This is a genomic window from Enterococcus sp. DIV1067f, from assembly GCF_050543505.1.
GTDB lineage: Bacteria > Bacillota > Bacilli > Lactobacillales > Enterococcaceae > Enterococcus_D > Enterococcus_D entomosocium.
The window spans coordinates 2,966,463-2,993,210 of the sequence record NZ_CP172940.1 but is presented as its reverse complement, the minus strand read 5'-3'; the positions used below and the strand labels follow the sequence as shown (position 1 = coordinate 2,993,210).

22 protein-coding genes are annotated in these 26,748 nt (G+C 44.1%); 19 read left to right on the top strand and 3 right to left on the bottom strand.

Annotated elements, in window-relative coordinates; genetic code table 11:
• Positions 1–42: 42 nt before the first annotated feature.
• The gene (locus IGJ42_RS13740) at positions 43–723 is read left to right on the top strand and encodes a fructose-6-phosphate aldolase (protein WP_429946791.1); all 681 of its coding nucleotides are present in this window, start codon (positions 43–45) and stop codon (positions 721–723) included.
• Positions 720–1,370: an HAD family hydrolase gene (locus IGJ42_RS13735; protein ID WP_144330891.1), complete on the top strand. Its 651-nt coding sequence runs from the start codon at positions 720–722 to the stop codon at positions 1,368–1,370. The genes IGJ42_RS13740 and IGJ42_RS13735 overlap by 4 nt, the downstream gene beginning before the upstream one ends.
• A 111-nt stretch (positions 1,371–1,481) precedes the next feature.
• On the opposite strand, the gene IGJ42_RS13730 is transcribed toward IGJ42_RS13735, so the two are convergent.
• The gene (locus tag IGJ42_RS13730; protein WP_429946790.1) at positions 1,482–2,270 is read right to left on the bottom strand and encodes a PHP domain-containing protein; all 789 of its coding nucleotides are present in this window, start codon (positions 2,268–2,270) and stop codon (positions 1,482–1,484) included.
• Positions 2,271–2,402: 132 nt separating this feature from the next.
• Here IGJ42_RS13730 and IGJ42_RS13725 point away from each other — a divergent pair, with 132 nt between their 5' ends.
• From IGJ42_RS13725 to IGJ42_RS13680, 10 genes are all read left to right on the top strand, one after another.
• On the top strand, positions 2,403–3,269 hold the full coding sequence (locus IGJ42_RS13725) for an AraC family transcriptional regulator (RefSeq protein WP_301389587.1): 867 nt from the start codon (positions 2,403–2,405) through the stop codon (positions 3,267–3,269).
• Between the two features lie 234 nt (positions 3,270–3,503).
• On the top strand, positions 3,504–4,577 hold the full coding sequence (locus IGJ42_RS13720; protein ID WP_005228203.1) for a Gfo/Idh/MocA family protein: 1,074 nt from the start codon (positions 3,504–3,506) through the stop codon (positions 4,575–4,577).
• 30 nt (positions 4,578–4,607) lie between these two features.
• The gene (locus IGJ42_RS13715) at positions 4,608–5,360 is read left to right on the top strand and encodes a sugar phosphate isomerase/epimerase family protein (protein WP_008380356.1); all 753 of its coding nucleotides are present in this window, start codon (positions 4,608–4,610) and stop codon (positions 5,358–5,360) included.
• Positions 5,357–6,076 carry a ThuA domain-containing protein gene (locus IGJ42_RS13710; protein WP_086332689.1) on the top strand — a complete coding sequence of 240 codons (720 nt, stop codon included), beginning with the start codon at positions 5,357–5,359 and terminating at the stop codon, positions 6,074–6,076. The genes IGJ42_RS13715 and IGJ42_RS13710 overlap by 4 nt, the downstream gene beginning before the upstream one ends.
• Positions 6,073–7,041, top strand: a complete 969-nt coding sequence (locus tag IGJ42_RS13705; RefSeq protein WP_005228209.1) for a sugar phosphate isomerase/epimerase family protein — start codon at positions 6,073–6,075, stop codon at positions 7,039–7,041. Before IGJ42_RS13710 ends, IGJ42_RS13705 begins: the two co-directional genes overlap by 4 nt.
• Before the next feature lie 24 nt (positions 7,042–7,065).
• The gene (locus IGJ42_RS13700; protein WP_010749991.1) at positions 7,066–8,094 is read left to right on the top strand and encodes a Gfo/Idh/MocA family protein; all 1,029 of its coding nucleotides are present in this window, start codon (positions 7,066–7,068) and stop codon (positions 8,092–8,094) included.
• 513 nt (positions 8,095–8,607) lie between these two features.
• Positions 8,608–9,534, top strand: coding sequence for an alpha/beta fold hydrolase (locus IGJ42_RS13695; protein ID WP_429946788.1), 927 nt, complete (start codon positions 8,608–8,610; stop codon positions 9,532–9,534).
• Between the two features lie 125 nt (positions 9,535–9,659).
• Entirely contained in the window at positions 9,660–10,739 is a 1,080-nt protein-coding gene (gene serC / locus IGJ42_RS13690; RefSeq protein WP_005233933.1) for a 3-phosphoserine/phosphohydroxythreonine transaminase, read from the top strand.
• Positions 10,740–11,924, top strand: a complete 1,185-nt coding sequence (locus tag IGJ42_RS13685) for a phosphoglycerate dehydrogenase (protein ID WP_005233935.1) — start codon at positions 10,740–10,742, stop codon at positions 11,922–11,924.
• A complete protein-coding gene (locus tag IGJ42_RS13680) occupies positions 11,924–13,147 on the top strand; it encodes a DUF1015 domain-containing protein (RefSeq protein WP_101699343.1) in 1,224 nt (407 codons plus the stop codon). Before IGJ42_RS13685 ends, IGJ42_RS13680 begins: the two co-directional genes overlap by 1 nt.
• Positions 13,148–13,190: 43 nt before the next feature.
• Here the strand turns inward: IGJ42_RS13680 and IGJ42_RS13675 are convergent, their stop codons facing one another.
• Positions 13,191–14,540 carry an Nramp family divalent metal transporter gene (locus tag IGJ42_RS13675; protein ID WP_005231816.1) on the bottom strand — a complete coding sequence of 450 codons (1,350 nt, stop codon included), beginning with the start codon at positions 14,538–14,540 and terminating at the stop codon, positions 13,191–13,193.
• Positions 14,541–14,696: 156 nt separating this feature from the next.
• Positions 14,697–17,039 carry an ATP-binding cassette domain-containing protein gene (locus IGJ42_RS13670; RefSeq protein WP_429946786.1) on the bottom strand — a complete coding sequence of 781 codons (2,343 nt, stop codon included), beginning with the start codon at positions 17,037–17,039 and terminating at the stop codon, positions 14,697–14,699.
• 138 nt (positions 17,040–17,177) lie between these two features.
• Between IGJ42_RS13670 and IGJ42_RS13665 the strand changes: the two genes are divergently transcribed.
• From IGJ42_RS13665 to IGJ42_RS13635, 7 genes are all read left to right on the top strand, one after another.
• Positions 17,178–17,663 carry a MarR family winged helix-turn-helix transcriptional regulator gene (locus tag IGJ42_RS13665; RefSeq protein WP_061053279.1) on the top strand — a complete coding sequence of 162 codons (486 nt, stop codon included), beginning with the start codon at positions 17,178–17,180 and terminating at the stop codon, positions 17,661–17,663.
• 160 nt (positions 17,664–17,823) lie between these two features.
• Positions 17,824–19,611, top strand: coding sequence for a glycoside hydrolase family 13 protein (locus tag IGJ42_RS13660; RefSeq protein ID WP_034872136.1), 1,788 nt, complete (start codon positions 17,824–17,826; stop codon positions 19,609–19,611).
• A 304-nt stretch (positions 19,612–19,915) separates the two neighbouring features.
• Entirely contained in the window at positions 19,916–20,968 is a 1,053-nt protein-coding gene (locus tag IGJ42_RS13655; RefSeq protein WP_005233942.1) for an aspartate-semialdehyde dehydrogenase, read from the top strand.
• A 122-nt stretch (positions 20,969–21,090) separates the two neighbouring features.
• Positions 21,091–22,773 carry a ribonuclease J gene (locus IGJ42_RS13650; RefSeq protein ID WP_005228243.1) on the top strand — a complete coding sequence of 561 codons (1,683 nt, stop codon included), beginning with the start codon at positions 21,091–21,093 and terminating at the stop codon, positions 22,771–22,773.
• A 242-nt stretch (positions 22,774–23,015) separates the two neighbouring features.
• Positions 23,016–24,455, top strand: coding sequence for an MFS transporter (locus tag IGJ42_RS13645; protein ID WP_430615748.1), 1,440 nt, complete (start codon positions 23,016–23,018; stop codon positions 24,453–24,455).
• A 198-nt stretch (positions 24,456–24,653) separates the two neighbouring features.
• Positions 24,654–25,337: a metal-dependent hydrolase gene (locus IGJ42_RS13640; RefSeq protein ID WP_005233945.1), complete on the top strand. Its 684-nt coding sequence runs from the start codon at positions 24,654–24,656 to the stop codon at positions 25,335–25,337.
• Positions 25,338–25,374: 37 nt separating this feature from the next.
• Positions 25,375–26,706, top strand: coding sequence for a DRTGG domain-containing protein (locus tag IGJ42_RS13635; protein WP_005233948.1), 1,332 nt, complete (start codon positions 25,375–25,377; stop codon positions 26,704–26,706).
• The last annotated feature ends 42 nt before the right edge of the window (positions 26,707–26,748 follow it).

Genomic DNA, 26,748 nt, shown 5'->3' with positions numbered 1-26,748 from the left:
GGAAACTGTCTAGTAAAACGTAAGATTGAAGGAGTGTAAACAATGGAATTCTTTTTGGATACAGTAAATCTTGAGGAAATCACCCACTATCAAAAGGTACTCCCGCTGGCAGGAGTAACCTCGAACCCCACGATTTTGAAAGCTGCGGGGAACATCGACTTTTTTACTCATTTGCAAGCAGTGAAAGAACGAATCGGAGAAGCGTCCTTACACGTTCAAGTGGTTGGGGAAACTGTCGATGAGATGATCCTAGATGCAGAAACGATTATCAATAAGCTGGGAAACGACGTCTATATCAAAATCCCTGTCAATGAAAATGGGTTAGAAGCCATCAAACGATTAAAAGAGCGTGAATTCAATTTAACAGCTACAGCCATTTATACCGAATTACAGGGGTTCTTAGCGATTGGTGCTGGAGTCGATTATTTGGCGCCATACTATAACCGTATGGAAAATATCAATGTTGATGCACCAACAGTCATTGAATCATTGGCACAAGCGATTCATACCACTCAAGCACAAAGTAAGATCCTTGCTGCAAGCTTTAAGAACACTGCGCAAATGAATCGCGCGATTCGTGCAGGGGCACATGCGCTCACTGCTGATCCAGACATCTATCGACAGGGATTAGCCATGCCTTCCATTCAAAAAGCAATAACGGACTTTCACAATGAATGGGTCGAGACATTTGAGTCGCCTTCGATTCAGGGGTTATGCCAATGATGCCAACGGTAATTTTTGATATGGATGGGGTTATCGTAGATTCTGAGTATACGTTTTTAGAATCAAAAACAGCGATGCTTCATAGTGAAGGACACCTTGTAGATGAGTCGTATCACTATCAGTTCATGGGGACCACTGCAGAATTTATGTGGGAAAAAATGAAGGAAGAATTACAGTTACAAAAATCTGTTTCAGCGTACATTGAAGAAATGAATCTCAGAAGAAAAGCGTTGATCACACGTGATGGCGTCAAAGCGATTCCTCATGTGCAAACATTGATTCGGCAGTTAGCAGAAGCGAACTTTCAGCTTGGTGTTGCTTCCTCTTCTCCCAAAAAAGAGATTGAGGAGAACCTGGATCAATTGCAGTTGCGAAACTATTTTACTGAGATCGTCAGTAGTGAAGAGGTAGCACGCTCGAAACCTTTTCCCGACGTATTCTTGAAAGTAGCGTCTTTGTTGGGCACGAACCCTCAGCAATGTATCGTCATTGAAGATACGATCAATGGCTGTAAAGCTGCCAAAGATGCGGGTATGTACTGTATTGGTTTTGCAAATCCAGCATTCCCTGCGCAAGATCTGCCAGCGGATCAAACGATCATTGATTTTCGTGACCTGAATGTGCAAGGATTGAAAACCATTAAATAATACGCACGTCTAAAATGACCAGCCTATAAAGGATGATTGCTAATGAAGCTGGAATCATCCTTTATAGGCTGGTCATTTTTAATTTTTTTGCATGATAGTCAAAGAATAAGCTTATTCTGTCGGCAGATCCGCCATAAACCGTTCACTACCTTGAAATACCGCCAATTGATTGACACCAAAGGAACGCAGCAGATCGCTCATCGCTGCAAAATCTAACCGATAATCACTGGCTTTATGGGCATCAGAGCCGAGGGTGAACAATTTACCCCCGACACTTTGATACAGCGGGATAGCATATTGGTAAAGGTGGGCATTTTGATAGGGGCCAAAGCTCTTAGCGTTGATTTCCATCGCTAAGTCACGGGCAACGATTTTTTTGAAAATCGTCGTTAACTCTGTTTCAAAATGGGCGGCCAATTCCTCAGCTGTAAATTGGAAACGACGCAAGCCATAATCAAAGTGGGTCACGATATGCCCGTCTGGAAACGAGTCCAACACGTGGGCCATTTGGTCAAAGTATTGTTTGGCGACTGCAAATTTGTCCTTCTTCAACACGGCATCGTCCATATAATCAAAGGTACCGTTTTGATGGATACTGATCAATTTCAAGTCATAAGGATGGCTTTCAAGATAGCGCAAGATTTCTTGTTCTTGACCAGGCACGACACCAATCTCGATGCCTTTTAAGAGTTTCGTCGCTGTGGTCTCTTGCAGCTTCTGGTGGGTATTTACTAGTAATTCATAGTCAGGAATATCATCACGGAATCCCGAATAGGGGTTCTTCAAATCGAAATGATCTGTCGCAACGAAGTAGGCAGGCTGGTAAACTAGATAATTCTCAAACTGTTCATCTGAATCAAAAGACAAAAATGTATGCAGATGTTGATCATAATAATTCATAAACAAGACTCCTTTTCTTGAATACGATACCACAAAAAAGCAGAAGAAACTATGATTGGCTGAGAAAAGGTTTTCTCTTAGGCAATTTTTCGCTTATAATAAATAAGAATAGAGCGAAGGAGTCGGTCAGCCATGAGTATGTATCTTGAAATTCCTGAATTTGAAAGTGAATTTCGTTTTCGAACGTTTCTAAATGATGGTTTGACTATCGTTTATCCCCATGTCCATAAAGAAATCGAGATCATTTACGCTAAGCGCGGCACGGTGAATATTGGTGTTGACGATACGATTATTGAGTTGAAAGAAGGGGATCTATATCTTTTTTCCAGCGGGCAGCCCCACTACTTTCTTGCATCACCTGAGAGTGAACGCTATGTCTATCAATTTGATATGCAGCTTTTTGAAGAGCCGCTGCTGCGAGAAAATGAAGTATCCTTGATGACACTCTTTGAAGAAGGGGAGCCCCACAGCAAAAATTGGCCAGCGAGTTTTACGGAAAAAATAACAGGTCTCTTGATCGAGTTGTATCAGTTGGAAGAGGAAAATGTTGTTGGGAAGCGTTATTTGACTCTCGGGCTGCTTTACCAGTTGATCGGGGAGTGCTATCAAAGCTTGCCAAAGCGAAAACGAGCCGTCAATCCACTAAAACGAACGGCCGCACAATATAAAGAAACCTTGCAGCGTCTGAATGATGTCTTTGAGTACATCGAATCCCATTACCAAGAAGTCTTGACAATGGAGGACACCGCAAGACATGTAGGGTTTAGTCCCCATTATTTCACGCGTTTCTTTAAAACCAATACTGGCAAGACCTTCATGCAGTTTTTGACGGAATACCGCATCAATCAAGCCAAATTTATCTTGGCAAATGAAAAGATCCCGATGGCGGAAGTCGCTGAAAAAGCAGGCTTTGCCAGTGTCAAAACATTTCATCATGTCTTTAAGGAAGCTGTTGGTCAATCACCGTTGCAGTACCAGAAACAATTGAATCAAAATTGATAGAAACAGCCGATGAGCCTTTGCTTGTCGACTGTTTTTTTGTTGATCTGGCACTATTTTTTTCTCGATAGTGTTTTTTTAAGCGCTTTGCATAAATTGTGGAGTGGTTCTTTTTGTTAAATTTTCATAAGATAATTTTCGGGAATTTTTTCAATGGAAACTGGGAAGAACTGCTTTCGATGTTTCGCTATAATGAGGGGGTAGAAAATAATAAGCGTTTTCAGGAGGAAAGATATGACAGTTAAAGTTGGAATCATTGGGTGCGGTGGGATCGCAAACGGCAAGCACATGCCTGCCTTGTCTCAAGTAGAAGAAGTAGAAATGGTTGCCTTTTGTGATCTGCTGGTTGAACGTGCAGTTGAAGCGAAATCAGCATTTGGGACTGAAGATGCCCAAGTATTCAGCGATTATCAAGAAATGTTGGCACAAGCTGATCTAGATGTAATCCATGTGTGTACACCAAACGCCTCACATGCTGAGTTGACGATTGCTGCACTAGAAGCGGATTGTCATGTCATGTGTGAAAAACCAATGGCAAAAACAGCGGCAGAAGCCAAAGCAATGATCGAAGCAGCCAACCGAACAGGAAAAAAACTCACGATCGGCTACCAAAACCGTTTTAGAAAAGATTCTCGTTATCTTCATGAAGTGTGCGCCGAAGGACAATTAGGAAACATTTATTTTGGGAAAGCTCATGCGATCCGTCGTCGGGCTGTGCCAACTTGGGGTGTTTTCCTTGATGAAGAGGCGCAAGGCGGCGGTCCTTTGATCGATATCGGTACCCACGCATTGGATCTGACCTTATGGATGATGAACAATTACAAACCAAAATTTGTTGTCGGAAAAGCGTATCATGAGTTGTCGCAAACCAAAAATGCCGCAAATGCTTGGGGCCCTTGGGACCCAGAGAAATTCTCAGTAGAAGATTCGGCCTTTGGTTTTGTGGTCATGGAAGATGGCGCAACGATTTTCTTAGAAGCCAGCTGGGCGCTCAACAGCTTGGATGTGAAAGAAGCCAAAACGACACTGATGGGTAGCAAAGCCGGTGCGGATATGAACAACGGTTTGACCATCAATGGGGAAGACCACAGCTTGCTGTATGAAAAAAATATCGAACTTGAAACAGGCGGCGTTGATTTTTATGAAGGAAACGGGGAGACGCCAGAAATTTTAGAAGCACAATCGTGGATCCATGCGATCATCAACGATACCGAACCAGTGGTCAAACCTGAAGAAGCAATGGTCGTGACGGAGATTCTAGAAGCGATCTACAAATCATCGCAAACCGGTGAGCCAGTCTACCTATAAGAACTGCTGGAAGAAAAGGAGCGAGCACAAATGACAAAACCGAAAATCGCTTTACAGCTTTGGAGTATTCAAGAGGACTGCAAGACAAATCTTTTTGATGCGTTGAAAACAGTAAAACAAAACGGCTATGACGGTGTTGAATTTGCCGGTTATCATGGACACAGCGCTGTTCAGATCAAAGAAATGCTGGAGCAGTTGGATTTGGCGGTCGCGGCTTCCCATATCCCGTTTGAAGCATTGCAAGATCGTTTTGAAGAAACCGTCGCTTTTGAAAAAACGATTGGCAATCAACGGATCGTGATTCCGTATGCCAGCTTTGATTCTTTGGAAAAATGGCAAGCCTTTGCTGCGGAGCTGACCCAGATCACCCAAAAATTGCAGGCAGAAGGGCTGATTTGCTACTACCACAACCATGCCCATGAATTTACTGAAGTTGCTGGAAAATCCATGATCGATGAACTGATCAAAGACAATCCGCAACTGCGTTTGGAAGCCGACCTTTACTGGTTAGCCTTTGCAAACGTGGCTATTTTACCTTGGCTAAAGGAACGCGAAACGAAGGTCGGCTTGGTTCATATCAAAGATATGCAAGAGCAGCCGCAGGAAAGCACCGAGATCGGCAATGGGATTTTACCAATTAAGTCGTATGTAGAAGCAGCTAAAGCATTAGAACTACCATGGCTGATCGTCGAGCAGGAAGCGTTTCAAAAATTCGCTCCTTTAGAAGCCAGCGGGATTGATTATCTGCAATTAAAAGACATCGTAGAGGAGGTCTACCAATGATCCATGTTACGGTATGGAACGAGTTTCGTCATGAAAAAACGAATGAGACCGTCCAAAAAATGTATTCAGAAGGAATCCATGGTCAAATTGCCAAGTTTTTAGCAGAGGATGATTTTCAAGTACGAACGGCGACCCTTGATGAACCAGAACATGGGTTGACGGAGCAAGTATTGGCTGACACGGATGTGTTGGTTTGGTGGGGCCATATGGCGCATGAAGAAGTCGATGATGCTATCGTTGCTCGTGTGCAGCAGCGTGTATGGGAAGGAATGGGACTGATCGTCTTGCATTCTGGCCACTTTTCGAAAATCTTTAAAACGTTGATGGGAACGTCGTGCGATTTGAAATGGCGGGTAGACGATCAGCATGCGCGGATCTGGAATGTTAATCCAAGCCACCCAATCGCTGAAGGAGTCGGCGAATGGATCGAACTAGAGCAAGAGGAAATGTATGGCGAGCACTTTGATATTCCAGCGCCGGATGAATTGATCTTTGTCAGCTGGTTCCCTGGTGGTGAAGTTTTCCGCAGCGGCTGTACATTCCGCCGTGGGAATGGCAAAATCTTCTATTTCCAGCCTGGTCATGAGACATTCCCAAGCTATTACAATCCCAAAGTGCAAAAAGTGATCCAAAATGCGGCTCGCTGGTGTGCACCAACAGAAAATCGTTACCCAACATATGGGCATTTTCAAGCAATTGAGGAGGAAAGAAAATGAAATTAGGTGTTTTTACCCCGTTATTCAATCAACTTAGCTTTGAAGAAATGATCGATGAAGTAGCGAAAAAAGGGCTCCAAACCGTCGAGATCGGTACCGGTGGTTCTCCAGGCAATGCCCACTTAGACATTGACCGTTTACTAGCAAGTGAAGCAGAGCGAAAAGAATACTTAGCGAAATTAGCTGATAAAGGATTGGAAATCTCAGCTTTGAGCTGTCACAACAACCCAATCTCTCCATTAAAAGCAGAAGCGCAAGAAGCCGATGAACTTTTGCGCAAAACCATCAAATTAGCCAGCTTAATGAATGTACCTGTTGTGAACGGATTTTCAGGCGTTTCAGGCGGAAATGCAACAGATACACAAGTCAACTGGCCAGTATTGCCATGGCCGACGGAATACGATGACAATTATAATTATCAATGGGAACAAAAACTGATTCCTTATTGGAAAGGCATCAACACGGAAGCGGAAGCGGCTGGTGTTAAAATTGGGATCGAACTTCATGGCGGCTTTTTGGCACATACCCCTTATACGATGTTGAAACTGCGGGATGCTGCGGGTAAAGCCATCGGCTGTAACTTGGATCCAAGTCATTTATGGTGGCAAGGGATCGACCCAGTGGCAGCGGTCAAAATCTTAGGGGAAGCCGATGCGATCCATCACTTCCATGCTAAAGATACGTATTTGGACCAAGACAATATCAACATGCATGGCTTGACGGACATGCAGCCATATAGCAATGTCAAAACCCGAGCTTGGACCTTCCGTTCAGTCGGTTGCGGCCACAGCTTACAAGTCTGGTCAGATATTATTTCTGCACTTAGAATTTATGGGTATGATTATGTCTTGAGTATTGAGCATGAAGATCCAATCATGTCCATTGATGAAGGACTGACTCGTGCCATCAGTAACTTGAAGACGATTATGATCCGTGAAGAAGCTTCATCCATGTGGTGGGCATAAGAAGAAAACCGAGGAGTGTCAGACATGAGTGCAATCAATTTTGCAGTAATCGGATATGGCGGCATGGGTGCGTACCATGTCCACAATATCTTACCAAATGAAAACGAACGAATCCACATCGTAGGAACTTACGATATCAATGAAGAACGTCAAGCGATCTCCCAAGAAAAAGGCCATAAGATCTTTAAAAGCTATGATGAAGTCTTAGCCGATGAGACGATCGAAGCAGTATTGATCGCCACACCTAATGACTTGCACAAAGAGTTATCGATCGCTGCGTTGAAAGCCGGCAAACATGTTGTTTGCGAGAAGCCTGTTGCGCTGAATACTGCGGAACTAGATGAGATCGTGGCGGTTGCCCAAGAAACTGGCAATACCTTTATGGTTCACCAAAACCGCCGTTGGGATCCTGATTTTCTACTTGTACGCGAACTGTACCGTAATGGACAGATCGGTGATTTGTTCCAATTAGAGTCACGGGTCCAAGGGGCAAACGGCATCCCAGGAGACTGGCGCCATGTGAAAAAACAAGGTGGGGGAATGCTTTTAGACTGGGGCGTTCACTTGCTGGATCAAATGCTATGGCTGATCGACAGTCCAGTGAAAGATGTTAAAGCGGATCTTAGCTTTGTGTTGGGGGAAGAAGTCGATGATGGGTTCTTCGCTTTGATTACCTTTGAAAATGGGGTCAAAGCAATCGTGGAAGTTGGAACCTCCAATTACACGCAATTGCCTCGCTGGTACATCAAAGGAACAGAAGGAACAGCCACCATCACCGATTGGGATCTAAATGGGGAAATGGTGCAAGCAACAGGTCGCGAAGATGTGGCAGCACCAAAACCAGTCCAAGCAGGCGTCGGCTTGACGAAAACGATGGCACCGCCATCGGAATTGGCAGCCAAAGAAATTCCTTTCCCGAAAGCCGAAGCGGATTTTGAACCTTTCTACAAGAATTTTTACAACGTTGTACGCAACGGTGCCGAACCTATCGTTAAAAACGAAGAAGTCCGAGCAGTGATGCAGTTGATCGAACGTATTTTTGCCACAGCGTAAGAGATAGAGGAAGCAGCTCTTTATCCATGTAACCGAACGAGTGCGAGAAGCAAAAACTGGGAGAGAATGATGTTCATTCTGTCCCAGTTTTTTTATTTCTTGACATCATAAGTGACCCATAATCATGTGAAGGGGAAACAATTTTCAAAAAGAAGCTTTGGTTAAGGTACTTGATGTTCAGTTAAAGAATACTGTTTTGAATGGTTTGGGTTAGTAGGATCACTCGAGGTACCTCGATCTATACGCTTATTGGTTAGATAAGCGAGGCGATAGCTAGGCAAGTTGTCGCTAACCCACACGCTTGGAGTTGCAACAAGCGCACAATAGTCACTCTTACCGCAAATAGGGGTGGCTATTGTGCTACATATGTTTGAACTTCTCACGTTTCGCGTGGTTTTTTTATCCTTGAAAATTCCCAACTCCTACCGCCATGGCCTAAAATTCCATGTATAATAAAGAAAACGACCGTTTTATTTGGCGAAGGGAAAAGAAAAAGCAAAAGAGGTGCGAACTATGAGGATGAATCAAGAAAAGCTGACTTCATCAAATGGGAAGGATCAGCTTTTTGTCAAAACGTGGCTGCCAGAAGAACAGCCGAAAGCAGTCGTGCAAATCGTTCACGGAATGATCGAACACATTGAACGTTACCACGAGTTTGCGGAATGTTTGACTGCGCAAGGCTATGCGGTGGTCGGTCATGATCACTTAGGGCATGGGCAATCCGTGAAGGAAACACAGGCCTATGGGCATTTTGGTGAAAAAGAGGGCGCCAACTATTTAGTGGCAGATGTGGGAGTGGTCCATCAGTACGCAGCTGCTTGCTATCCAGACAGGCCATACTTTATCTTAGGTCACAGTATGGGATCGCTGGTTTTGCGGAATTATTTGTTTAGTCAGCCACATCCATTGACAGGAGCGATCATCATGGGCACCACGATGGAAAAAGCCGTGCTGATGCAAGGAGGCAAACTCGTCACGAACTTGTTGCGGCCGTTTGCCGCTCAGCAATGGCCTTATCACGTAATGGAACAGCTAGTTTTTGGCCAGCACAACCGGCGTTTTCGTCCCAATCGGACCGCCAAAGATTGGTTGACCAGTGATCCGCAGCAAGTGGATCGCTATTTGAAGGACCCTTACACCCAATTTCATTTTTCTTTAGCAGCTTACAAGGATCTCTTTACATTGACACAAGCTGCCAGTGATCCGGATCAACTGCGCAAGATTGATTCAGAATTGCCGCTGCTGCTGATTTCAGGTGGAGACGATCCTGTTGGGCACTATGGCAAAAGCGTCCGCCAATTGGCTCAGCAACTGAAGCAAAATGCTGACGTGACGATGTATTTGCTCGAACATGGCCGTCATGAGATTTTGAATGAGCGCAACCGCGAGATCGTTTACAATGAAATTTCTCGCTGGCTATTTGAAAAAATGCCGAAATGACGAACGTTAAGAAATTGGTAGTCTTTTCTGAAAATTCAAAATTATTTTCTCTTTTAAGGCTTTTTTCATTTTCGGCTATCTGTTATAATGATTTTCACATCTAACATAAAGGAGAGATTTTTTGTATGACAGTTTATAACTTTTCAGCTGGTCCTGCCGTATTGCCCCGTCCCGTATTGGAGAAAGCACAATCCGAACTTTTGAATTACCGCGGAAGTGGGATGTCCGTTATGGAGCTGAGTCATCGGTCCTCCTTGTTTGAAGCAATCATTAAAGATGCAGAAGCACTTTTACGAAAATTAATGGGAATTCCTGAAAACTATCAGGTACTGTTTTTACAAGGCGGCGCGAGTCTCCAATTCAGTATGATCCCTTTGAATCTTGCACAAAACAAAAAAGCCTTATACGTAAATACCGGTTCTTGGTCGAAGAAAGCTATTGAAGCAGCAAAAGCGCTTGGAAACGTGACGGTGGAAGTCATTGCCTCTAGTGAGGATCAAAACTTTACTTATATTCCAGAAATTTCAGAAGATGCGATCGATCAAGAAGCGGCTTATTTGCATATCACCACGAACAATACCATTGAAGGGACGGCCTTTCAAACGATTCCGCAGGCTGGCAATGTGCCGATCGTAGCAGACATGTCCTCAAATATTTTAGCCAATGACTATCGCGTAGAAGACTTCGGTGTGATTTATGCTGGGGCCCAAAAGAATATTGGTCCTGCAGGGTTGACGGTAGTGATCATCCGAGAAGATTTACTCAATGATGATGCTGTTTTCGCTCCAATGCTGGATTATCGTCTACAGGCTAAAAATGACTCATTGTACAATACACCACCAACGTATGCTATCTATATTGCTAAATTGGTGTTTGAATGGTTGGAAGAATTAGGCGGCATTCCTGCAATTTTAGAACAAGACCGCCAAAAAGCGGCGCTTTTATACGAAACGATCGAAGCCTCTGCTCTTTACAGTAGTCCTGTGGCTGTTGATAGCCGTTCACTAACGAATATTCCTTTTGTAACAGGGGATAAAGCATTAGATCAGCGCTTCAATGAAGAAGCTGTCAAAGCTGGTTTTGAGAACTTGAAAGGGCATCGTTCCGTTGGAGGAATGCGAGCAAGCTTGTACAATGCCTTTCCATTAGCTGGCGTTCAAGCGTTAGTCGACTTTATGAAATCATTTGAAGCGGAGGTCAAATAAATGTTCCAAATCAAAACATTCAATGCGATCGCACCAGAAGGATTACAGCGTTTAGAAAAAGAAAAGTATGCCATCAACGAGAGCGACCAACCGCAAGGGATTTTGCTGCGCAGCCAGAAATTGCACGATTACGCTTTTCCTGAAAGTGTCTTAGGTATTGCTCGTGCAGGGGCTGGGACCAACAACATTCCCGTCAAAGCATGTACTGAAAAAGGGATCGTCGTCTTTAATACACCCGGTGCCAATGCCAATGCGGTCAAAGAATTAGTGATTGCTAGTCTGCTCTTAAGTGTCCGCCCGATTTTACGAGGTGCCCAATGGGTCCAAACCTTGAACGGTGATAATGTGGAAGAACAAGCAGAAGCACAAAAAAGTCAATTTGCTGGAACAGAGTTAGAAGGCAAAAAGTTAGGAATCATCGGCCTTGGTTCTATTGGAGCGATGGTTGCCAACGATGCTTATCGTCTAGGGATGGAAGTAGTCGGTTATGATCCTTACGTGTCAGTGGATACTGCTTGGACGATCTCTCGTCGGGTCAAGCGTGCCAATGATATTGCGGAAGTCTTTTCAACCTGTGATTTTATTACGGTTCATGTACCGCTAATGGAAAACACCCATCATCTCGTCGGGGAAGCCGAACTTGCGAAAATGAAACCAACAACGAAACTATTCAACTTTTCCCGTAAAGAAATCGTCGATACAGATGCCGTTTTACGTGCATTAAAAGCCGACCGTTTAGCGGGCTATACGACTGATTTTGCAGATGAACAATTGCTGCACAATGAAAAAGTACTCGTCTTGCCGCATTTAGGTGCATCAACAGAAGAAGCTGAAGTCAACTGTGCCAAGATGGCAGCCCGAACATTGAAAAAATTCTTGGAATTCGGGACCATCAAGCGCTCGGTGAATTTTCCAACCGTTGAGATGGCTTTTCATTCGCCTTATCGTCTGACGATCATCAATCGCAATGTACCGAATATGTTAGGTCAGATTTCGTCGATCATTGCGGAATCTGGGATCAATATCGACAATATGCTGAATCGTGGACGGGAAGACTTTGCTTACACCCTAGCCGATGTCGCTTCTGAAGATGAGGCATTGTTGAATCAATTAGCCGATAAACTGCGGGAGAACGAAAATATCGTTCGTGTACGGGTCATCAAAAATCAGGAGGTTGGGTATTAATGGTTCAAGTATTTCCGTTTAAAGCCATTCGTCCAGAAGCCTCATTGGCAGAAAAAGTGGCCGAGCTGCCTTATGACGTGGTCAATTCACAAGAAGCCGCAGCGTTTGCGCAAGGCAATCCTTACAGCTATTTCCACATCGACCGTTCGGAGATCGACTTGCCAGGAATCGATCCTTATGATCCACAGGTGTATCAAAAAGCGGCTGAAAATCTTGCATCTTTTCAAGAAGAAGGCTGGTTGATTCAAGAAACGGCGCCCGCATATTATTTGTATGAATTGACGATGGCTGGCAGAAGTCAAACTGGGCTTGTCGCCTGTACCTCGATCGATGATTATGTCGCTGGGAAAATCAAGAAACACGAGTTTACCCGTCCAGAAAAAGAAATCGATCGGATCAATCACATTCTGGCATGTGATGCCAATACAAGTCCGATTTTCTTGAGTTATCGCCAACCAGCAGCAGTCAAAGAAGCAATCGATGCGTGGCAAGCAGAGCATGCGCCGATCTATGATTTTGTCAGCTATCATGAGGTGCAGCATCGTGTTTGGCTGATCGATGATCCAGCGCTAGTCGCCTCTTTTGCCCAGCAGTTTCAGGCTGTAGATGCCCTCTATATTGCGGATGGACATCACCGTACAGAGTCAGCAGTTAAAGTTGGCTTGCAAAAGCGAGCCGATGGCCAAAGCAGCCAAGAAAGCGACCGCTTTTTAGCAATCTTATTCCCAGAAAATGAATTAGCGATTTGGGAATACAATCGGGTCTTGCGGGTACCAGTGCCAGAAACCTTTTTTGAGCAGGCAGCCCAGCATTTTACGATTCAAGAAACTACAACGAAGAAACCAGCGCAACGTGGTTCGATTCATCTGTACCTAAACCATGCGTGGTGGGAGTTGACCATCAAACCGGAATCTGTGCCGCAAGATGCGGTAGGACAGCTGGATGTGTCGCTTTTACAACAATACGTGCTGGCTGATATTTTCGCGATCCAAGATGTGCGGACAGACAAACGCATTGATTTTGTCGGCGGAATTCGTGGTCCAGAAGAATTGGAACGTTTGGTAGATAGCGGAGAATGGACATTGGCCTTTTCCATGTATCCAACGCAAATGGCCGATCTTTTGGCAGTCGCCGATGCGGGAGAAATTATGCCGCCAAAATCAACTTGGTTTGAACCAAAACTGTTGAGCGGTCTGTTTTTACATGATTTAGAAACGAATTAACCAAAAAAAGCTTACGAGGCTAGCTCGTAAGCTTTTTTCGATATTAGAAGTTGCCGAGTGTTTCGATGATCAAGCGGACATTCAAGACCGTCAGTGCAATGGCACAGATCCAGCCTAAGGTAGAGACCCATAGCGGATTCTTGAAGCGTTCCCCCATGATTTTTTTTGAGCTGGTAAAAAGAACCAACGGAATCATCGAAACGGGTAAGGCGATGCTTAAAAAGACTTGCGAATAAATCAGCAGATCGTCCAAGGCTTGTTCGTTGCCGCCAAAGTAAATCGTACAAAGCAAGACGGGGATCACCGATAAGCCACGGGTGATCAGACGTCGCGCCCAAGTAGGGATCTTCATATGGATAAATCCTTCCATCACGACTTGCCCCGTCAGTGTCCCAGTGATCGTTGAATTTTGACCAGATGCCAAGAGCGCCACGGCAAACAGAACGCTCAAGACTGGACTGGCGACAGCACCAGCAATGGAGGAATCTTGCAAAGCATCGAACAGCGCGGAGAAGGTGCCGACTTCTTCGCTATGACCAAAGAACAAGGCGCTTCCTAAGATCAAAAGCAGGCAATTGACCAAAAAGGCAGCGGATAATTGGATATTGGAATCCCAAGTAGCGAACCGCACGGCCGTTGCCACTTCTTGGGTATCGCTGCGATCGATTTTTCGTGATTGGGAGATCGAAGAATGCAGATAGAGATTATGCGGCATCACAGTCGCACCAACGATCCCCAACGCCATTGTCAGCTGTCCATGGTTCAAGACTTGCTTTTGGGGAATAAAGCCTTGCAAGACAGCAGGCAAATTTGGTTGAGCAATAATGACTTCGTAACAAAAGACCAGCATAATGACCAAAATCAGTGTCATGACGATCGCTTCGATTTTTCGGAAACCCAATTTCATTAAAAAGAGCAGAAGCAATACATCGAAAATCGTTAAGATGACCCCAACTAATAAAGGTAAGCCGAATAGTAGATTGAGAGCGATCGCTCCTCCGATCACTTCCGCGATATCCGTTGCCATGATAGCCAATTCGGTGACGATCCACAAGACAAAGCCTAAACCTTTGCTGGTGTGTTTACGAGTTGCTTGCGCAAGGTCCATCTGGGTCACGATCCCTAGCTTGGCTGCCATGTATTGCAGCAGCATAGCGATCAAACTGGAAATCAAGATCACAGAAAGTAAGAGATAGCCATATTCAGCACCGCCACCGATCGAGGTGATCCAGTTTCCTGGGTCCATATAGCCCACGGCTACCAATGCCCCAGGACCAGAGAACGCTAAGAGATTGCGCCAAAAGCTGCCGTTTTTTGGAATGGCAACTGTATTATTTATTTCTTCCAAGCTAGGACCGTTGGCCGCTTGGATCAATTTTTTTTCATCATTCATCGTTTCACACCCTATCTTTTTAGGTATACCTAAAAACAAATCTATTGTATTCCTCATTTATGGATTTTTCAAGAGAAACCTTTTGGAAGTCAGAAGGAAGGACAAAAAAACAGCAGCCAAAGGAATGGCTGCTGTCTGCTGGGTTTTCTTATAAAATTAGTCGGCGCGTAAAGCGATCGCTGCATCTTTTTTCGCTGCCATTCGAGCTGGAATGTGGCCGCCGATCATCGTTAGGACGGTGCTGACAGCAATCAAGATCAGGCCGTGGACCGGATTTAATTGAGCAACATTTTCGAGATCAGTCATACTATACAAGATTGCGTTGATCGGGAATGTGGCTAACCAAGCAATGAGGACACCTAAAGCTCCTGAAGCGATCCCTAAAATACAGGTTTCGGCATCGAAGACGCGGGTGATGTCTTTTTTACGAGCACCTAATGCTTTTAAGACCCCAATTTCTTTCGTGCGTTCAAGTACAGAGGTATAAGTGATGATACCGATCATGATCATGCTGGTTACCAAGGAGATTCCTGCAAAAGCGATCAAGACATAGGTGATGGCATCCATCAAGCCACCAGTCAATTGAGTCATCGTACCGGCTAAATCGGAATAAACGATTTGGTCTTCTTTGTCTTTGCCTTTGTTGAAGTCATCCAAGTAATCAAGGATTTTTTCTTTGGCACTGAAATCATTTGGATAGATCATAATGCTGTTTGGTAAATCACTGCCGCCGAGATAAGCGATCAATGAATCTTTGGCACTTTCGTCAACGGGTTCATTCGTCATCACGTTGGTGTCGCTATCTTTTTGTGCTTGGACGATCGCTGAGTCTTGGTTTTCTCTGATCACTTCTTGCGCGAGGGCATCACTGTAGGCAATGCCGGTTGAAAGCAAGTTCATCGTAGAGTTTTGCTTGATACGTAAGATTCCGCTGATCGTTAATTCTTTGTTGTTGCTGTTATCGAAAACTTCATTTAAATCTTGGTTTGGAATGAAGTTTCCAGTCGGCAATTCGGTGTAAAAGGCATCATTAGACGCCAATGTGATTTTTGTTCCCACGATATCGTCGAAGGAAACCGTGTCACCATCTTCAATATCAAAACCGAGATTGATCAATGCATTGACATTCGTTACGTTGTTTTCATCGACGATCAAAACGACATCTGTGCTGGCACTTGGGTAGCTGCCTTCTAAAAGGTCATAGTTGTCTTTCAAGAAATTGCCGTTATCCTCTGATAACTGCTCAGGGAAAGTCGAAACCCCAATACCGGTTGAGGCACTCATGGCAGACATCATGGCATTGGTCTGTTCATTGTCAGGCGACGCGTTGGAGAAGCTGACTTGTTCCACATTGTCATCGATCTTGCGGAAAAGATTCAATGAAGTTGAACGAGTGTAGCCGATATTGTTACTTAACTCAGGATCAATGTCGTTGATGTAATCGAGAAACTCTTGATCGATTTTGTTGATATGGGTTGCACGATCCGTATCACTTAATTTGGCAGTGACCTCTTTATCTGAAGGGAAATCTTCAGATTTATCCCGCGTACCCATCGCTGATGGATCTTGTTCAGTGGCCACTTGTGAGATCGTGATCGGAAAACGAGCTAATGTTTCTGACTGGGTATTGTCGATTTGTTTTTGGAATCCCGTTGATAGTGACAAAACAATGGCGATTCCGATGATTCCGATACTAGAAGCAAAGGCTGTCAAGAAGGTGCGCCCTTTTTTGGTTCGGATATTGTTAAACGACAAACGTAAGGCCGTCATAAAACTCATTTTTGTGTGCTTTAATTCGAATTGGTCTTTCTTTTGGCCTTCGACATGGGGGTTCGAATCTTTAATGATTCGTCCGTCTTTGAATTCAATGATCCGTCCAGCGTATTTGTGGGCCAATTCAGGATTATGAGTAACCATGATGACCAATTTTTCTTTTGATAGTTCTTGGATCAGTTCCATGATTTGGACACTTGTCTCTGAATCTAAGGCACCTGTAGGTTCATCACAAAGGAGGATATCAGGATCATTTGCTAAGGCACGAGCGATCGCTACCCGCTGCATTTGACCACCAGAAAGCTGATTTGGTTTTTTGTGCATATGCTCAGCTAAGCCCACACGCGTCAAAGCATCGGTTGCTTTGGCGCGTTTTTCTTCTTTTGACACACCGCTCAAGGTCATCCCAAGCTCGACGTTGTCGATGATGCCTAAATGACTGATCAAATTGTAGCTTTGGAAGACAAAGCCGATCGAATTGTTCCGATAGGCATCCCAGTCGCGGTCTTTAAAGGACTTGGTTGATTTGCCATTGATGATCATATCACCAGAGTCGTAATTATCTAAGCCGCCGATCACGTTCAACATGGTTGTTTTCCCAGAGCCGCTTGGCCCTAAAATGGCAACAAACTCTTGTTTACGAAAGGCGACGGTGACGCCGTCGAGGGCTTTCGTAGTACTGGCGCCAACTGTATAATACTTCTTGATATCTTTTAATTCTAACATGGGGTCACTCTTTTCTTGCCGTTTTCACGATTATTTTCATTATGTAACCACGCTATCATAATGGTTAACAAAAATCAACGATTATCATTGTTTAAATAAATAATTTATACTAAACTAAAGACAGAAAAGAGGGAGAGTATGGAAAAAGCGTTAGGAACATTCAATATGGCAGTGTTTGCGGAGATATTTTCGCTGATGGGAAACATATTGTTTGAAGAAATCGGTCTGGAAGATTTAAAATTGACCAAAATGGAAATCTTGGAACTCGTGGTGATCTCTAGTAATGAAGGAATTACGATGTCCGAGTTGGCCCAGCAAATCGGTACGTCAAAAGTCCAAATCAGTCGTTCGATCTCGGGGTTGGAAAAGGCTGGCTTTGTGGTACGCAAAACCAACGGCGTCAATCGTCGCAACGTCAATGTTTATTTGGAAGAAGCTGGGAAGCAGTTGTTTGTCCAAAAGAAAAAACAAGTGGAAGACCGCTTGAATGCCAAAACCGCTCAAATGGCTGCGGAAGATATCCAGCAGTTGAGTCAGTCATTGACGGAGGCAGTGGGGATCTTGCGGAAATATGACATTTTACGGACTGGCAATCAATGTGAGAAGAAGACACCGTTTGATTAAAAAAGGCTGAAGCAATCGTTTGCTTTTTAATTGCTGAATTAATTTCATATTGACCTGTATTATCGATTTATCAGATAAAGCAACCGATTGCGTTTTTCTCTTGTTTTGACTTCTGATTTGTGCGACAATGGGTATATCAAACAAGTCAAAGGAGTCTGCTATGAATACTACTGCCATCTATCATCGTCCCGAAAGTGAATTTGCGTATTTGTACGAGAAGGATAAAATGCATATCCGTTTGCGTACCGCCCGTCAAGACGTCCGCCATGTCCAGCTGCTTTGCGGTGATCCTTACACACTGTATAAAGAAGCGTGGTACCAACAAAGAATTGAAATGCAAAAAATTCTTTCCACGGACTTGCATGATTATTGGCAAGTATCGGTCGGAGCAGAATTCCGCCGTTTGTCTTACGGCTTTTCCATCGAAAGTTACGATGGGTTGCATGTCTTCTATGGGGATCACGGGGTCTACCCCTTTGAACAGCAATATTTAGAAATGAACAACAATTATTTTCGGATGCCTTACTTCCAAGAAGCCGATCGTTTCAAAATTCCCGAGTGGGCGAAAGAAACGGTTTGGTATCAAATTTTCCCTGAGCGCTTTGCAAATGGGGACCCATCAAATGATCCTGAAGGTGTGTTGCCATGGGGCTCAAAAAATCCCGATCGCCAAGACTTTTTCGGTGGGGATCTACAAGGAGTCATCGATCATTTGGATTACCTTGTCGATCTAGGAATCAATGGGATCTATTTCTGTCCGATTTTTGAGGCATATTCGAATCACAAGTATGATACCATCGATTATTTGGCCATCGATCCTGCTTTTGGTGATAACGATACCTTTAAACGATTAGTGGAGGAATGCCACAAACGCGGCATCAAAGTTATGCTGGATGCTGTTTTCAACCATATGGGGGATACTTCGCATCAATGGCTAGATGTCATCAAAAACGGCAAAGATTCGCCGTTTGCTGATTGGTTCCACATCAATGAGTTTCCTGTCAACTACAAAGAAGGGGAAAACTTTGAAGATGCTTATGACATCACCTATGATGTTTTTGCCTTTACGCCGCATATGCCGAAACTCAATACGGAAAATCCCGATGTGCAAGATTATTTGTTGAAGATCGCTCGTTATTGGATCGAAGAATTTGATATCGATGCTTGGCGCTTGGACGTGGCTAATGAAGTTAGTCACTTCTTCTGGAAAAAATTCCGCCAAGTGTGTGATGAGGCCAAAGATGATTTTTATATCCTTGGGGAAATTTGGCATTCTTCTCAACGCTGGTTACAAGGCGACGAGTTTCATGCAGTGATGAACTACGCCTTTACAGATGCAATTATTGAATATTTTGTCAAAGACGAGATCTCCATGACGAAAATGGTCTCGGAATTAAATAACCAGCTGATGTTGTATCGGGAGCAAACCAACCAAGTGCAGTTCAATATTTTGGATTCTCATGATACCCCGCGTTTGTTAACTTTGGCTCGGGGAGACAAAGACTTGATGCGCCAAGTGATGGCCTTTACGTATCTGCAACAAGGAGTTCCTTGCCTGTATTACGGCGATGAGATTGGTTTGACCGGTGATATGGATCCGGATTGTCGTAAATGTATGATTTGGGATGAGGAAAAGCAAGATCGTGATTTGCTGCATTTCACCCAGTCATTGATCAAACTACGCAAAGACAACCAAAAAGTCTTATCTGAAGGTTCCTTGAGTTGGAACTGGGTTTCGGAAGAAGATGGCCTGATCATTTTCGAACGAGAGTTGGGGGCACAGCGGATCATCGGTATTTTCAACACTGGCGAGGACCAACTTACACTCTCTCGTCCTGATTCAATTTTGATGGAACAGTTTGTCCAACTGGAAGATGAGACGATGATCATCGATAACAAAGGCTTTGCTATCGTGAAAGTAAATAACGAAGAATCGAATGAAGCATAAAAATGAGGCAAGAATTGCATATGCAATTCTTGCCTCATTCAATGTTTTGGGTATTTTTAATTTCCCCATGCACGTTGGAAAGAATCTTCCCCAAAATTCCTTCTGTCGGTATTATATCCTATAACACCTAAATGTGACAAATGATAACCCTTAAATATAGGTAGTTTTTTCCTGAAACGGGGAAAACGATTGAAAATTTAGATAGTTCTGCCTTCTTTTTGCGCTTCTTTCCACGAAAGGCCTTTTCTTTTTTACAAGATATGATAAACTAGTAAAAATGTATTTTTATTCGAGGAGTGATTTGATGAGTACAGGGTATCACATAGCAGTTGTCGGAGCTACCGGCGCAGTAGGAACAAAAATGATTGAGATGTTGGAGAAGACCACGTTGCCGATCAAAAAAATAACGTTGTTGGCATCCAAACGTTCTGCTGGGAAGACCCTTGTGTTCAAAAATGAGCCGCTCGTTATTCAAGAGCTGACCGCAGATTCCTTTGCGGGAGTCGATATTGCATTGTTCAGTGCCGGTGGTGGCATTTCAAAACAATTTGCTCCAGAAGCAGTCAAACACGGTGCAGTCGTAATCGACAATACCAGTCATTTTCGGATGGATCCGAATGTTCCTCTAGTCGTTCCTGAGGTGAATCCTCATGCATTAGCGCAACATAAAGGAATCATTGCCAATCCGAATTGTTCAACGATTCAAATGATGGTGGCATTAGAACCGATTCGTCAAAAAGTCGGTTTATCGAGGGTCTTGGTTTCAACGTATCAAGCAGTTTCAGGTGCTGGCGCACAAGCCTTGGCTGAATTGACTCGTGAATCTCAAGAACTATTAGCCGGCAAAGCCGCTGATGAACTAAACCCTGAGATTTTACCAGCAGGCAGCGATAAAAAGCACTACCCAATCGCGTTTAACGCCTTGCCACAAATCGATGTCTTTGCTGAAGACGATTATACTTACGAAGAGTGGAAAATGATCAATGAAACGAAGAAGATCATGGAAGATGCGCAGATCAAAGTAGCAGCTACGTGTGTGCGAATCCCTGTGTTTAGCGGTCATTCGGAGTCGATTTATATCGAGACCAAAGACCATGCCAGTGTTGAGGAAGTTAGGCAGTGGATCAGCGAAGCCCCAGGAGCTGTCTTGCAAGATGATCCGAGTCAACAAGTGTACCCGCAAGCTTTGACCAGTGTGGACAAAACGGAAACCTTTGTTGGTCGGATTCGCAAAGATTTGGATGTCGAAAACGGCTTGCATTTATGGGTCGTTTCTGATAATTTGCTGAAAGGTGCGGCATGGAACTCTGTTCAAATCGCCGAAAGCCTGCATCAGCAAGGATTAGTTCATGTGTAAACCATAAGTTTTTCAGAAAAGTGTGGTGAATGCCACGCTTTTCTTTTTTTTGTTGTATAATAATAGGGACGGCTTATGCTTGGGAAATAATACAGTAGAAAAAAATTAAGAGGTGAATAAAAGTGGAAACGATAAAAATCATTCCTCTTGGCGGTGTACGCGAAAACGGAAAGAACATGTACATTGCTGAAGTTGGCGAGGATATATTTGTGCTGGATTGCGGTGTCCGTTATCCAGAAAATGAATTATTAGGGATCGATACAGTGATTCCAGACTTCACATATTTAGAAGAAAATGCCGACCGTGTGGCTGGTGTCTTCTTGACCCACGGGCATGCAGATGCGATTGGTGCATTGCCTTATTTCTTGGAGAATATCCAAGTACCGGTCTTTGGGACCGAGTTAACGATCGAACTAGCAAAATTGACCGTGAATAAAAATGAAGCTACCAAGCGCTTCAAAGATTTTCATGTGATCGATGAACATTCGGAGATCGACTTTGGCCATGCGACCATCAGTTTTTTCCGTACGACCCACTCTATCCCTGATTCTGTTGGAATCAGCGTAAAAACAGAAGCTGGCAATATCGTTTATACAGGAGATTTCAAGTTTGACCAAACAGCGATCCCTATGTATCAAACCGATTTTGGCCGCTTAGCGGAAATTGGAAAAGAAGGAGTCTTAGCATTGCTAAGTACGTCCTCAAATGCCGAAAATCCAACGCCGATTGCTTCTGAATTGACGATCCAAGATGAAGTTTATGACAATATCCGTTACTGGGAAGGTCGGATCATCGTCGCTAGCGTTGCTAGCAATTTGCAACGGGTGCAACAAGTATTAGATGCGGCGTTTCGTTCTGACCGCAAAGTCGTTTTGACTGGTCAAGATTTTGGTCGGATCATCAAAACGGCCATGAAGTTAGGGAAATTAAAATTACCTGCCGAAGACTTGCTGATCACCCAAAAAGAAATGAAAAAATACTCAGACGAACAGTTGTTGATTTTAGAAACAGGACGCATGGGGGAACCAATCAAAGCGTTGCAAAAAATGGCCAACGGCTCTCACCGGACGCTGCGTATCAAAGAAGGAGATCTTGTTTACATCACGACGACGCCGACAACGGCAATGGAAACGGTGGTTGCGAAAACGGAAGATATCATCTATCGCGCTGGCGGTACCGTGAAACAGATCTCGGATAATTTCCGTGTTTCTGGTCATGCCAACCCGAATGATCTGCAGCTGATGTTGAATATGATGAAACCGAAGTACTTTATCCCTATTCAAGGCGAGTACCGCCAATTAGCCGCCCATGTGGACTTGGCGCAAGAAGTCGGGATTCCGATGAAAAATATCTTCATTACTGCACGCGGGGATGTTTTAGAATACAAAAAAGGCGAAATGATCGCCGCAGGTGCGGTTCCAGCTGAGAACGTCATGATCGACGGGATCGGTGTCGGAGATATTGGGAATATCGTCCTGCGAGACCGCAAAGTCTTATCTGAAGATGGAATTTTCGTTGCAGTAGTGACGATCAATCGTCGCGAAAAGAAAATTATTTCTGCCCCTCAAATCACTTCTCGCGGGTTTGTCTACGTGAAAGCCAGCCGTGACCTGATTCGTGAAAGTGGCGAGATCGTAGAAGAAATCGTAGAAAAACACCTTCATGATGAAGAGTTTGAATGGAGCAAATTGAAACAAGATATTCGTGATCGTTTGAGTCGTTTCTTGTTTGAACAAACCAAACGCCGTCCAGTTATCTTGCCGGTCATCATGGAATCAAGCCAAAGAAATCGCAACCGTAAATAATTCGTTTTGACCTACTGACAAAAGCAGGTGAAAGAATAGCCGTTTGACGGCCGATTTCTTTTCACCGAAGCTTTTGTCTTTTTTTGTGAAGAAAACAAGCGGCGTTTTTTTTCAATAAATACCCCTTATTTTGATCGTGAATGGCAGATAAGGATTGACGGCGAATGGATTTCGATCAATAATACAAAGTTGTCCCCCTAAGACTAGAGGAACAAAATAAGCAAAGAGAGGATGGTCGATTTGTGAATAGTTATCAAGAAAACCCCGTAGTACAACAGAGAAAGTTGTGGATTCTCATTGCTGTTTCGATGTTTACCTTTATGTCAACACTGGATGGGAGTATCGTAAATATCGCATTGCCGACGATCTCGGCAGATATGGGTGTACCTATGAATCAAGCGGAATGGGTCGTGTCCGTTTACTTGATGATCGTTTGTGCCTGCCTTTTATTATTCGGTAAGGTAGGGGACAGTTGGGGCAAAATCAAAGTTTTCCGCTTGGGAATGCTAATTTTTATTATCGGTTCGCTGTTATGCGGGTTTAATCACTCCTTAGCTTTTCTTTTATTTGCCCGAGTGGTGCAAGCGATCGGTGCTAGCATGACGATGGCGACGAATACCGGAATCATTACTGAAGTTTTTCCTATGAGTGAACGAGGACGCGCCTTAGGGATGATTGGTGCCTTTGTTTCGTTAGGCTCCATCGCCGGTCCTGGATTAGGCGGAGTGATTTTGGCGCATTTTTCTTGGCCGTTTATTTTTTGGATCAATGTTCCTGTCGGTATTCTGACGATGATTGCTGGAGAAAAGGTGTTACCAAAAGATATTACCATGAGTCACGATTCCATCGATAAAACCGGGTTTGTGCTGTTTTCAATTGCAATTATCAGCTTCTTCGGCGGCATTTTTCTTGGACAAGAGCGTGGCTTTCTAACGTGGCTGCCGCTGCTGTTGGGTGGGATCGCTTTAGTGGCATTCATCGTCTTTTTGCGAGTAGAAGCGCGTCTGAGCAAACCGCTGATTACCTTTGGGATCTTTCGTAATAAAATTTTCACCATGAGCCTGATCACGGCGTTGCTGATCTTTTCTGCAAACTTTTTTGTCAATGTCGTGATTCCCTTTTACTTGCAAAGTGCCCGAGGCTTAACGCCGAGCGTGGCAGGAATGCTGATGATGGTCTTTCCTTTGATGATGGTCATTGGTTCACCACTTAGCGGGTATTTGACGGACCGTGTAGGACCGGAGATTTTGGTCTTAGCTGGCTTAGCGTTGCTGTCGATCACTCAGCTGATGTATATGTTTATGAATCAGGATACGCCGATTTGGTATTATATCGTTGCCACTGCCATCATGGGACTTGGCAATTCGTTGTTCCAATCCCCAAACAATACGATGGTAATGAGCAGTGTCACCAAAGAAAATCTTGGGGTGGCAGGTAGTCTAAATTCCTTTGCCCGCAATTTGGGCATGGTGTTAGGGATATCCTTAGCAACGACGATTCTCTATGCAGCAATGAGTCAAGCGTATGGAAAGCATGTGACGACCTATATCGCAGGTCGGGCAGATATTTTTGCCTATGGCATGAAAATCACCTTCTTTGGGGCGTTCCTTCTTTGCATCACGGCGTTATTCTTAACAGTCTGGCGCATCTATAAACAAGGCGGACGTAAGAAAACGCTATGATCGCTTGAAGTCATCAGGTCGAACTGTTCTATTCCTTATTCAGAAAGGGTAGAACAGTTTCTTTATTTTTCTTGACAAGAACCAGAAAAAGGACGGATGTAATAAAGCTGCCAGAATTTGTGCTTTTGGATTTCTGGCGTTATCTGTTATAATGAAAAATATTAGACTGTATTACTTAGATGGAAAGGGGAATGTTGTATGAAACTCACGTATCACGGACACTCAGTGCTTGCTATCCAATTAGCGGATGGCCAAAAATTGTTGTTTGACCCTTTTATTACTGGAAATGCTCTGACTGATTTAGATGCAGAGACAGTGGAAACCGATTGGCTTTTGATCACGCATGGTCATAGTGATCATATTGGGGATATGGTGCCGATCGCCAAAAGAAATGAAGCGCCAGTGATCAGTGTCGTTGAAATTTGCCGCTATGCAGCCCGCAAAGGCGTTGCTGAGACGCATGGCATGAATATGGGAGGTTCTTTTGAGTTTCCGTTTGGCAAAATCTCAATGGTGGAAGCGAAACACAGCTCTGGCCTTGAAGAAGACGGAACGATGATCTATATGGGCAATCCTGTTGGAATCATTTTAGAAGCAGAAGGCAAAACCATCTACCACGCTGGAGATACTGCACTCTTTAGCGATATGGCGATGATCGGTGAACGTTTCGACATCGATGTGGCATTTTTACCGATCGGGGATAATTTTACGATGGGCGTTCAAGATGCCGCAACAGCAGCGGCCCTTTTAAACGCGAGCAAAGTAGTACCGATCCATTACAATACGTTTCCAATGATCAAGCAAGATCCGCAAACCTTCGTGAATTTATTGCCGGCAGGTGTGGGCCAGATCCTTGCAGTCGGTGAGACATTAGAAGTTTAAGCAACAGGAAGATTCGTAGTAGGAATAGGGGATAATTATGGCGACAAAACACGACTTGATTTTAGCGCATATCGAGAATCTGCCTGTAGGCGATCGCATCTCGGTGCGGGGAATCGCAAAAGACTTGAATGTCAGTGAAGGAACAGCCTATCGGGCAATCAAAGATGCGGAAAATATCGGCTTGGTTTCAACGATCCAGCGTGTCGGAACCATCCGTATCGAACGAAAACTAAAAAAACACATTGAAAAACTAACTTTCGGCGAAGTCGTCCAAATCATTGAAGGTGATGTTTTGGGCGGCGCTGCCGGTTTGGACAAAGACTTGAACAAATTTGTTATCGGCGCTATGAAAGAATCAGCAATGGAACGCTACATCACGCCTGGCTCCTTAGTGATCGTCGGAAACCGCAACGAAGTCCACAAGTTGGCACTGGAGGATGGCGCAGCCGTCTTGATCACGGGAGGCTTTGAAACAACAGAGGAAATCTGTCGTTTAGCAGACGAATTGGAGTTGCCGATTTTACAAACGACCTATGACACCTTTACCGTGGCAACGATGATCAACCGTGCCTTAAGCGACCAGCTGATCAAAAAGGACATTATGCTGGTGAGTGACATTTATATGCCATTGGAAAAAACCAAGTATCTGCACACCTTTGATACGGTCAAGGATTACAAACTACTCTCGGAGTCTACCAATCACTCCCGCTATCCAGTCGTCAACAAGAATATGCGGGTCGTTGGGATCATCACAGCCAAAGATGTCTTAGAAAAGCCTGATACGCAGATCATCGAACGAATCATGACCCGGGAACCACGGGTCGTAAAAAAAGAGATGAGTGTGGCCTCTGCCAGCCATCAGATGATTTGGGATGGCTTAGAAGTGATGCCCGTCGTAGCTGATGACCTTTCTTTGATTGGGATTGTCACACGCCAAGACATTATGAAAGCGATGCAGATGGTCCAACGACAAACGCAAATTTCAGATACGATTTCTGACCAAATCTCGGGACAGATGCAAGTTATCGAACAAGATTTTGAAGGGAACAAATTGCCGCAGCCGTATTTCAGCTTTGCGGTGACGCCCCAAATGGTTAATGAAGTCGGAACGATCTCTTTTGGTGTCTTGAGTGAAGTAATCGCTAATACGGCGAAACGTACGATGCAGTTGAATCAACGACGCAATAGCTGGATCGAGCAAGTCAATCTGCATTACTTCCGTTTGATCCAATTAGAAAGCGAGATCATCATTCAACCGAAGATTCTAGAACTGGGGCGACGTTCGGCGAAAATCGATATCGAAGTATCGATCGAAAATTCCTTAGTGGCAAAAGCGATCGTGGTATGCCAAGTAATGGAACGCCCATAAATCATCGAAAACGGCACTTATGGAAAAATTTTAGAGAGAAAG

Excerpts from the sequence above, each read along its gene's own strand:
- IGJ42_RS13700 (WP_010749991.1), top strand. The coding sequence starts at position 7,066 with ATGAGTGCAATCAATTTTGCAGTAATCGGATATGGCGGCATGGGTGCG.
- IGJ42_RS13685 (WP_005233935.1), top strand. The coding sequence starts at position 10,740 with ATGTTCCAAATCAAAACATTCAATGCGATCGCACCAGAAGGATTACAG.
- IGJ42_RS13670 (WP_429946786.1), bottom strand. The coding sequence starts at position 17,039 with ATGTTAGAATTAAAAGATATCAAGAAGTATTATACAGTTGGCGCCAGT.
- IGJ42_RS13720 (WP_005228203.1), top strand. The coding sequence starts at position 3,504 with ATGACAGTTAAAGTTGGAATCATTGGGTGCGGTGGGATCGCAAACGGC.
- IGJ42_RS13695 (WP_429946788.1), top strand. The coding sequence starts at position 8,608 with ATGAGGATGAATCAAGAAAAGCTGACTTCATCAAATGGGAAGGATCAG.
- IGJ42_RS13710 (WP_086332689.1), top strand. The coding sequence starts at position 5,357 with ATGATCCATGTTACGGTATGGAACGAGTTTCGTCATGAAAAAACGAAT.
- IGJ42_RS13660 (WP_034872136.1), top strand. The coding sequence starts at position 17,824 with ATGAATACTACTGCCATCTATCATCGTCCCGAAAGTGAATTTGCGTAT.
- IGJ42_RS13675 (WP_005231816.1), bottom strand. The coding sequence starts at position 14,540 with ATGAATGATGAAAAAAAATTGATCCAAGCGGCCAACGGTCCTAGCTTG.
- IGJ42_RS13740 (WP_429946791.1), top strand. The coding sequence starts at position 43 with ATGGAATTCTTTTTGGATACAGTAAATCTTGAGGAAATCACCCACTAT.
- IGJ42_RS13730 (WP_429946790.1), bottom strand. The coding sequence starts at position 2,270 with ATGAATTATTATGATCAACATCTGCATACATTTTTGTCTTTTGATTCA.
- IGJ42_RS13655 (WP_005233942.1), top strand. The coding sequence starts at position 19,916 with ATGAGTACAGGGTATCACATAGCAGTTGTCGGAGCTACCGGCGCAGTA.
- IGJ42_RS13715 (WP_008380356.1), top strand. The coding sequence starts at position 4,608 with ATGACAAAACCGAAAATCGCTTTACAGCTTTGGAGTATTCAAGAGGAC.
- IGJ42_RS13640 (WP_005233945.1), top strand. The coding sequence starts at position 24,654 with ATGAAACTCACGTATCACGGACACTCAGTGCTTGCTATCCAATTAGCG.
- IGJ42_RS13735 (WP_144330891.1), top strand. The coding sequence starts at position 720 with ATGATGCCAACGGTAATTTTTGATATGGATGGGGTTATCGTAGATTCT.
- serC (WP_005233933.1), top strand. The coding sequence starts at position 9,660 with ATGACAGTTTATAACTTTTCAGCTGGTCCTGCCGTATTGCCCCGTCCC.
- IGJ42_RS13725 (WP_301389587.1), top strand. The coding sequence starts at position 2,403 with ATGAGTATGTATCTTGAAATTCCTGAATTTGAAAGTGAATTTCGTTTT.
- IGJ42_RS13665 (WP_061053279.1), top strand. The coding sequence starts at position 17,178 with ATGGAAAAAGCGTTAGGAACATTCAATATGGCAGTGTTTGCGGAGATA.
- IGJ42_RS13705 (WP_005228209.1), top strand. The coding sequence starts at position 6,073 with ATGAAATTAGGTGTTTTTACCCCGTTATTCAATCAACTTAGCTTTGAA.
- IGJ42_RS13680 (WP_101699343.1), top strand. The coding sequence starts at position 11,924 with ATGGTTCAAGTATTTCCGTTTAAAGCCATTCGTCCAGAAGCCTCATTG.
- IGJ42_RS13635 (WP_005233948.1), top strand. The coding sequence starts at position 25,375 with ATGGCGACAAAACACGACTTGATTTTAGCGCATATCGAGAATCTGCCT.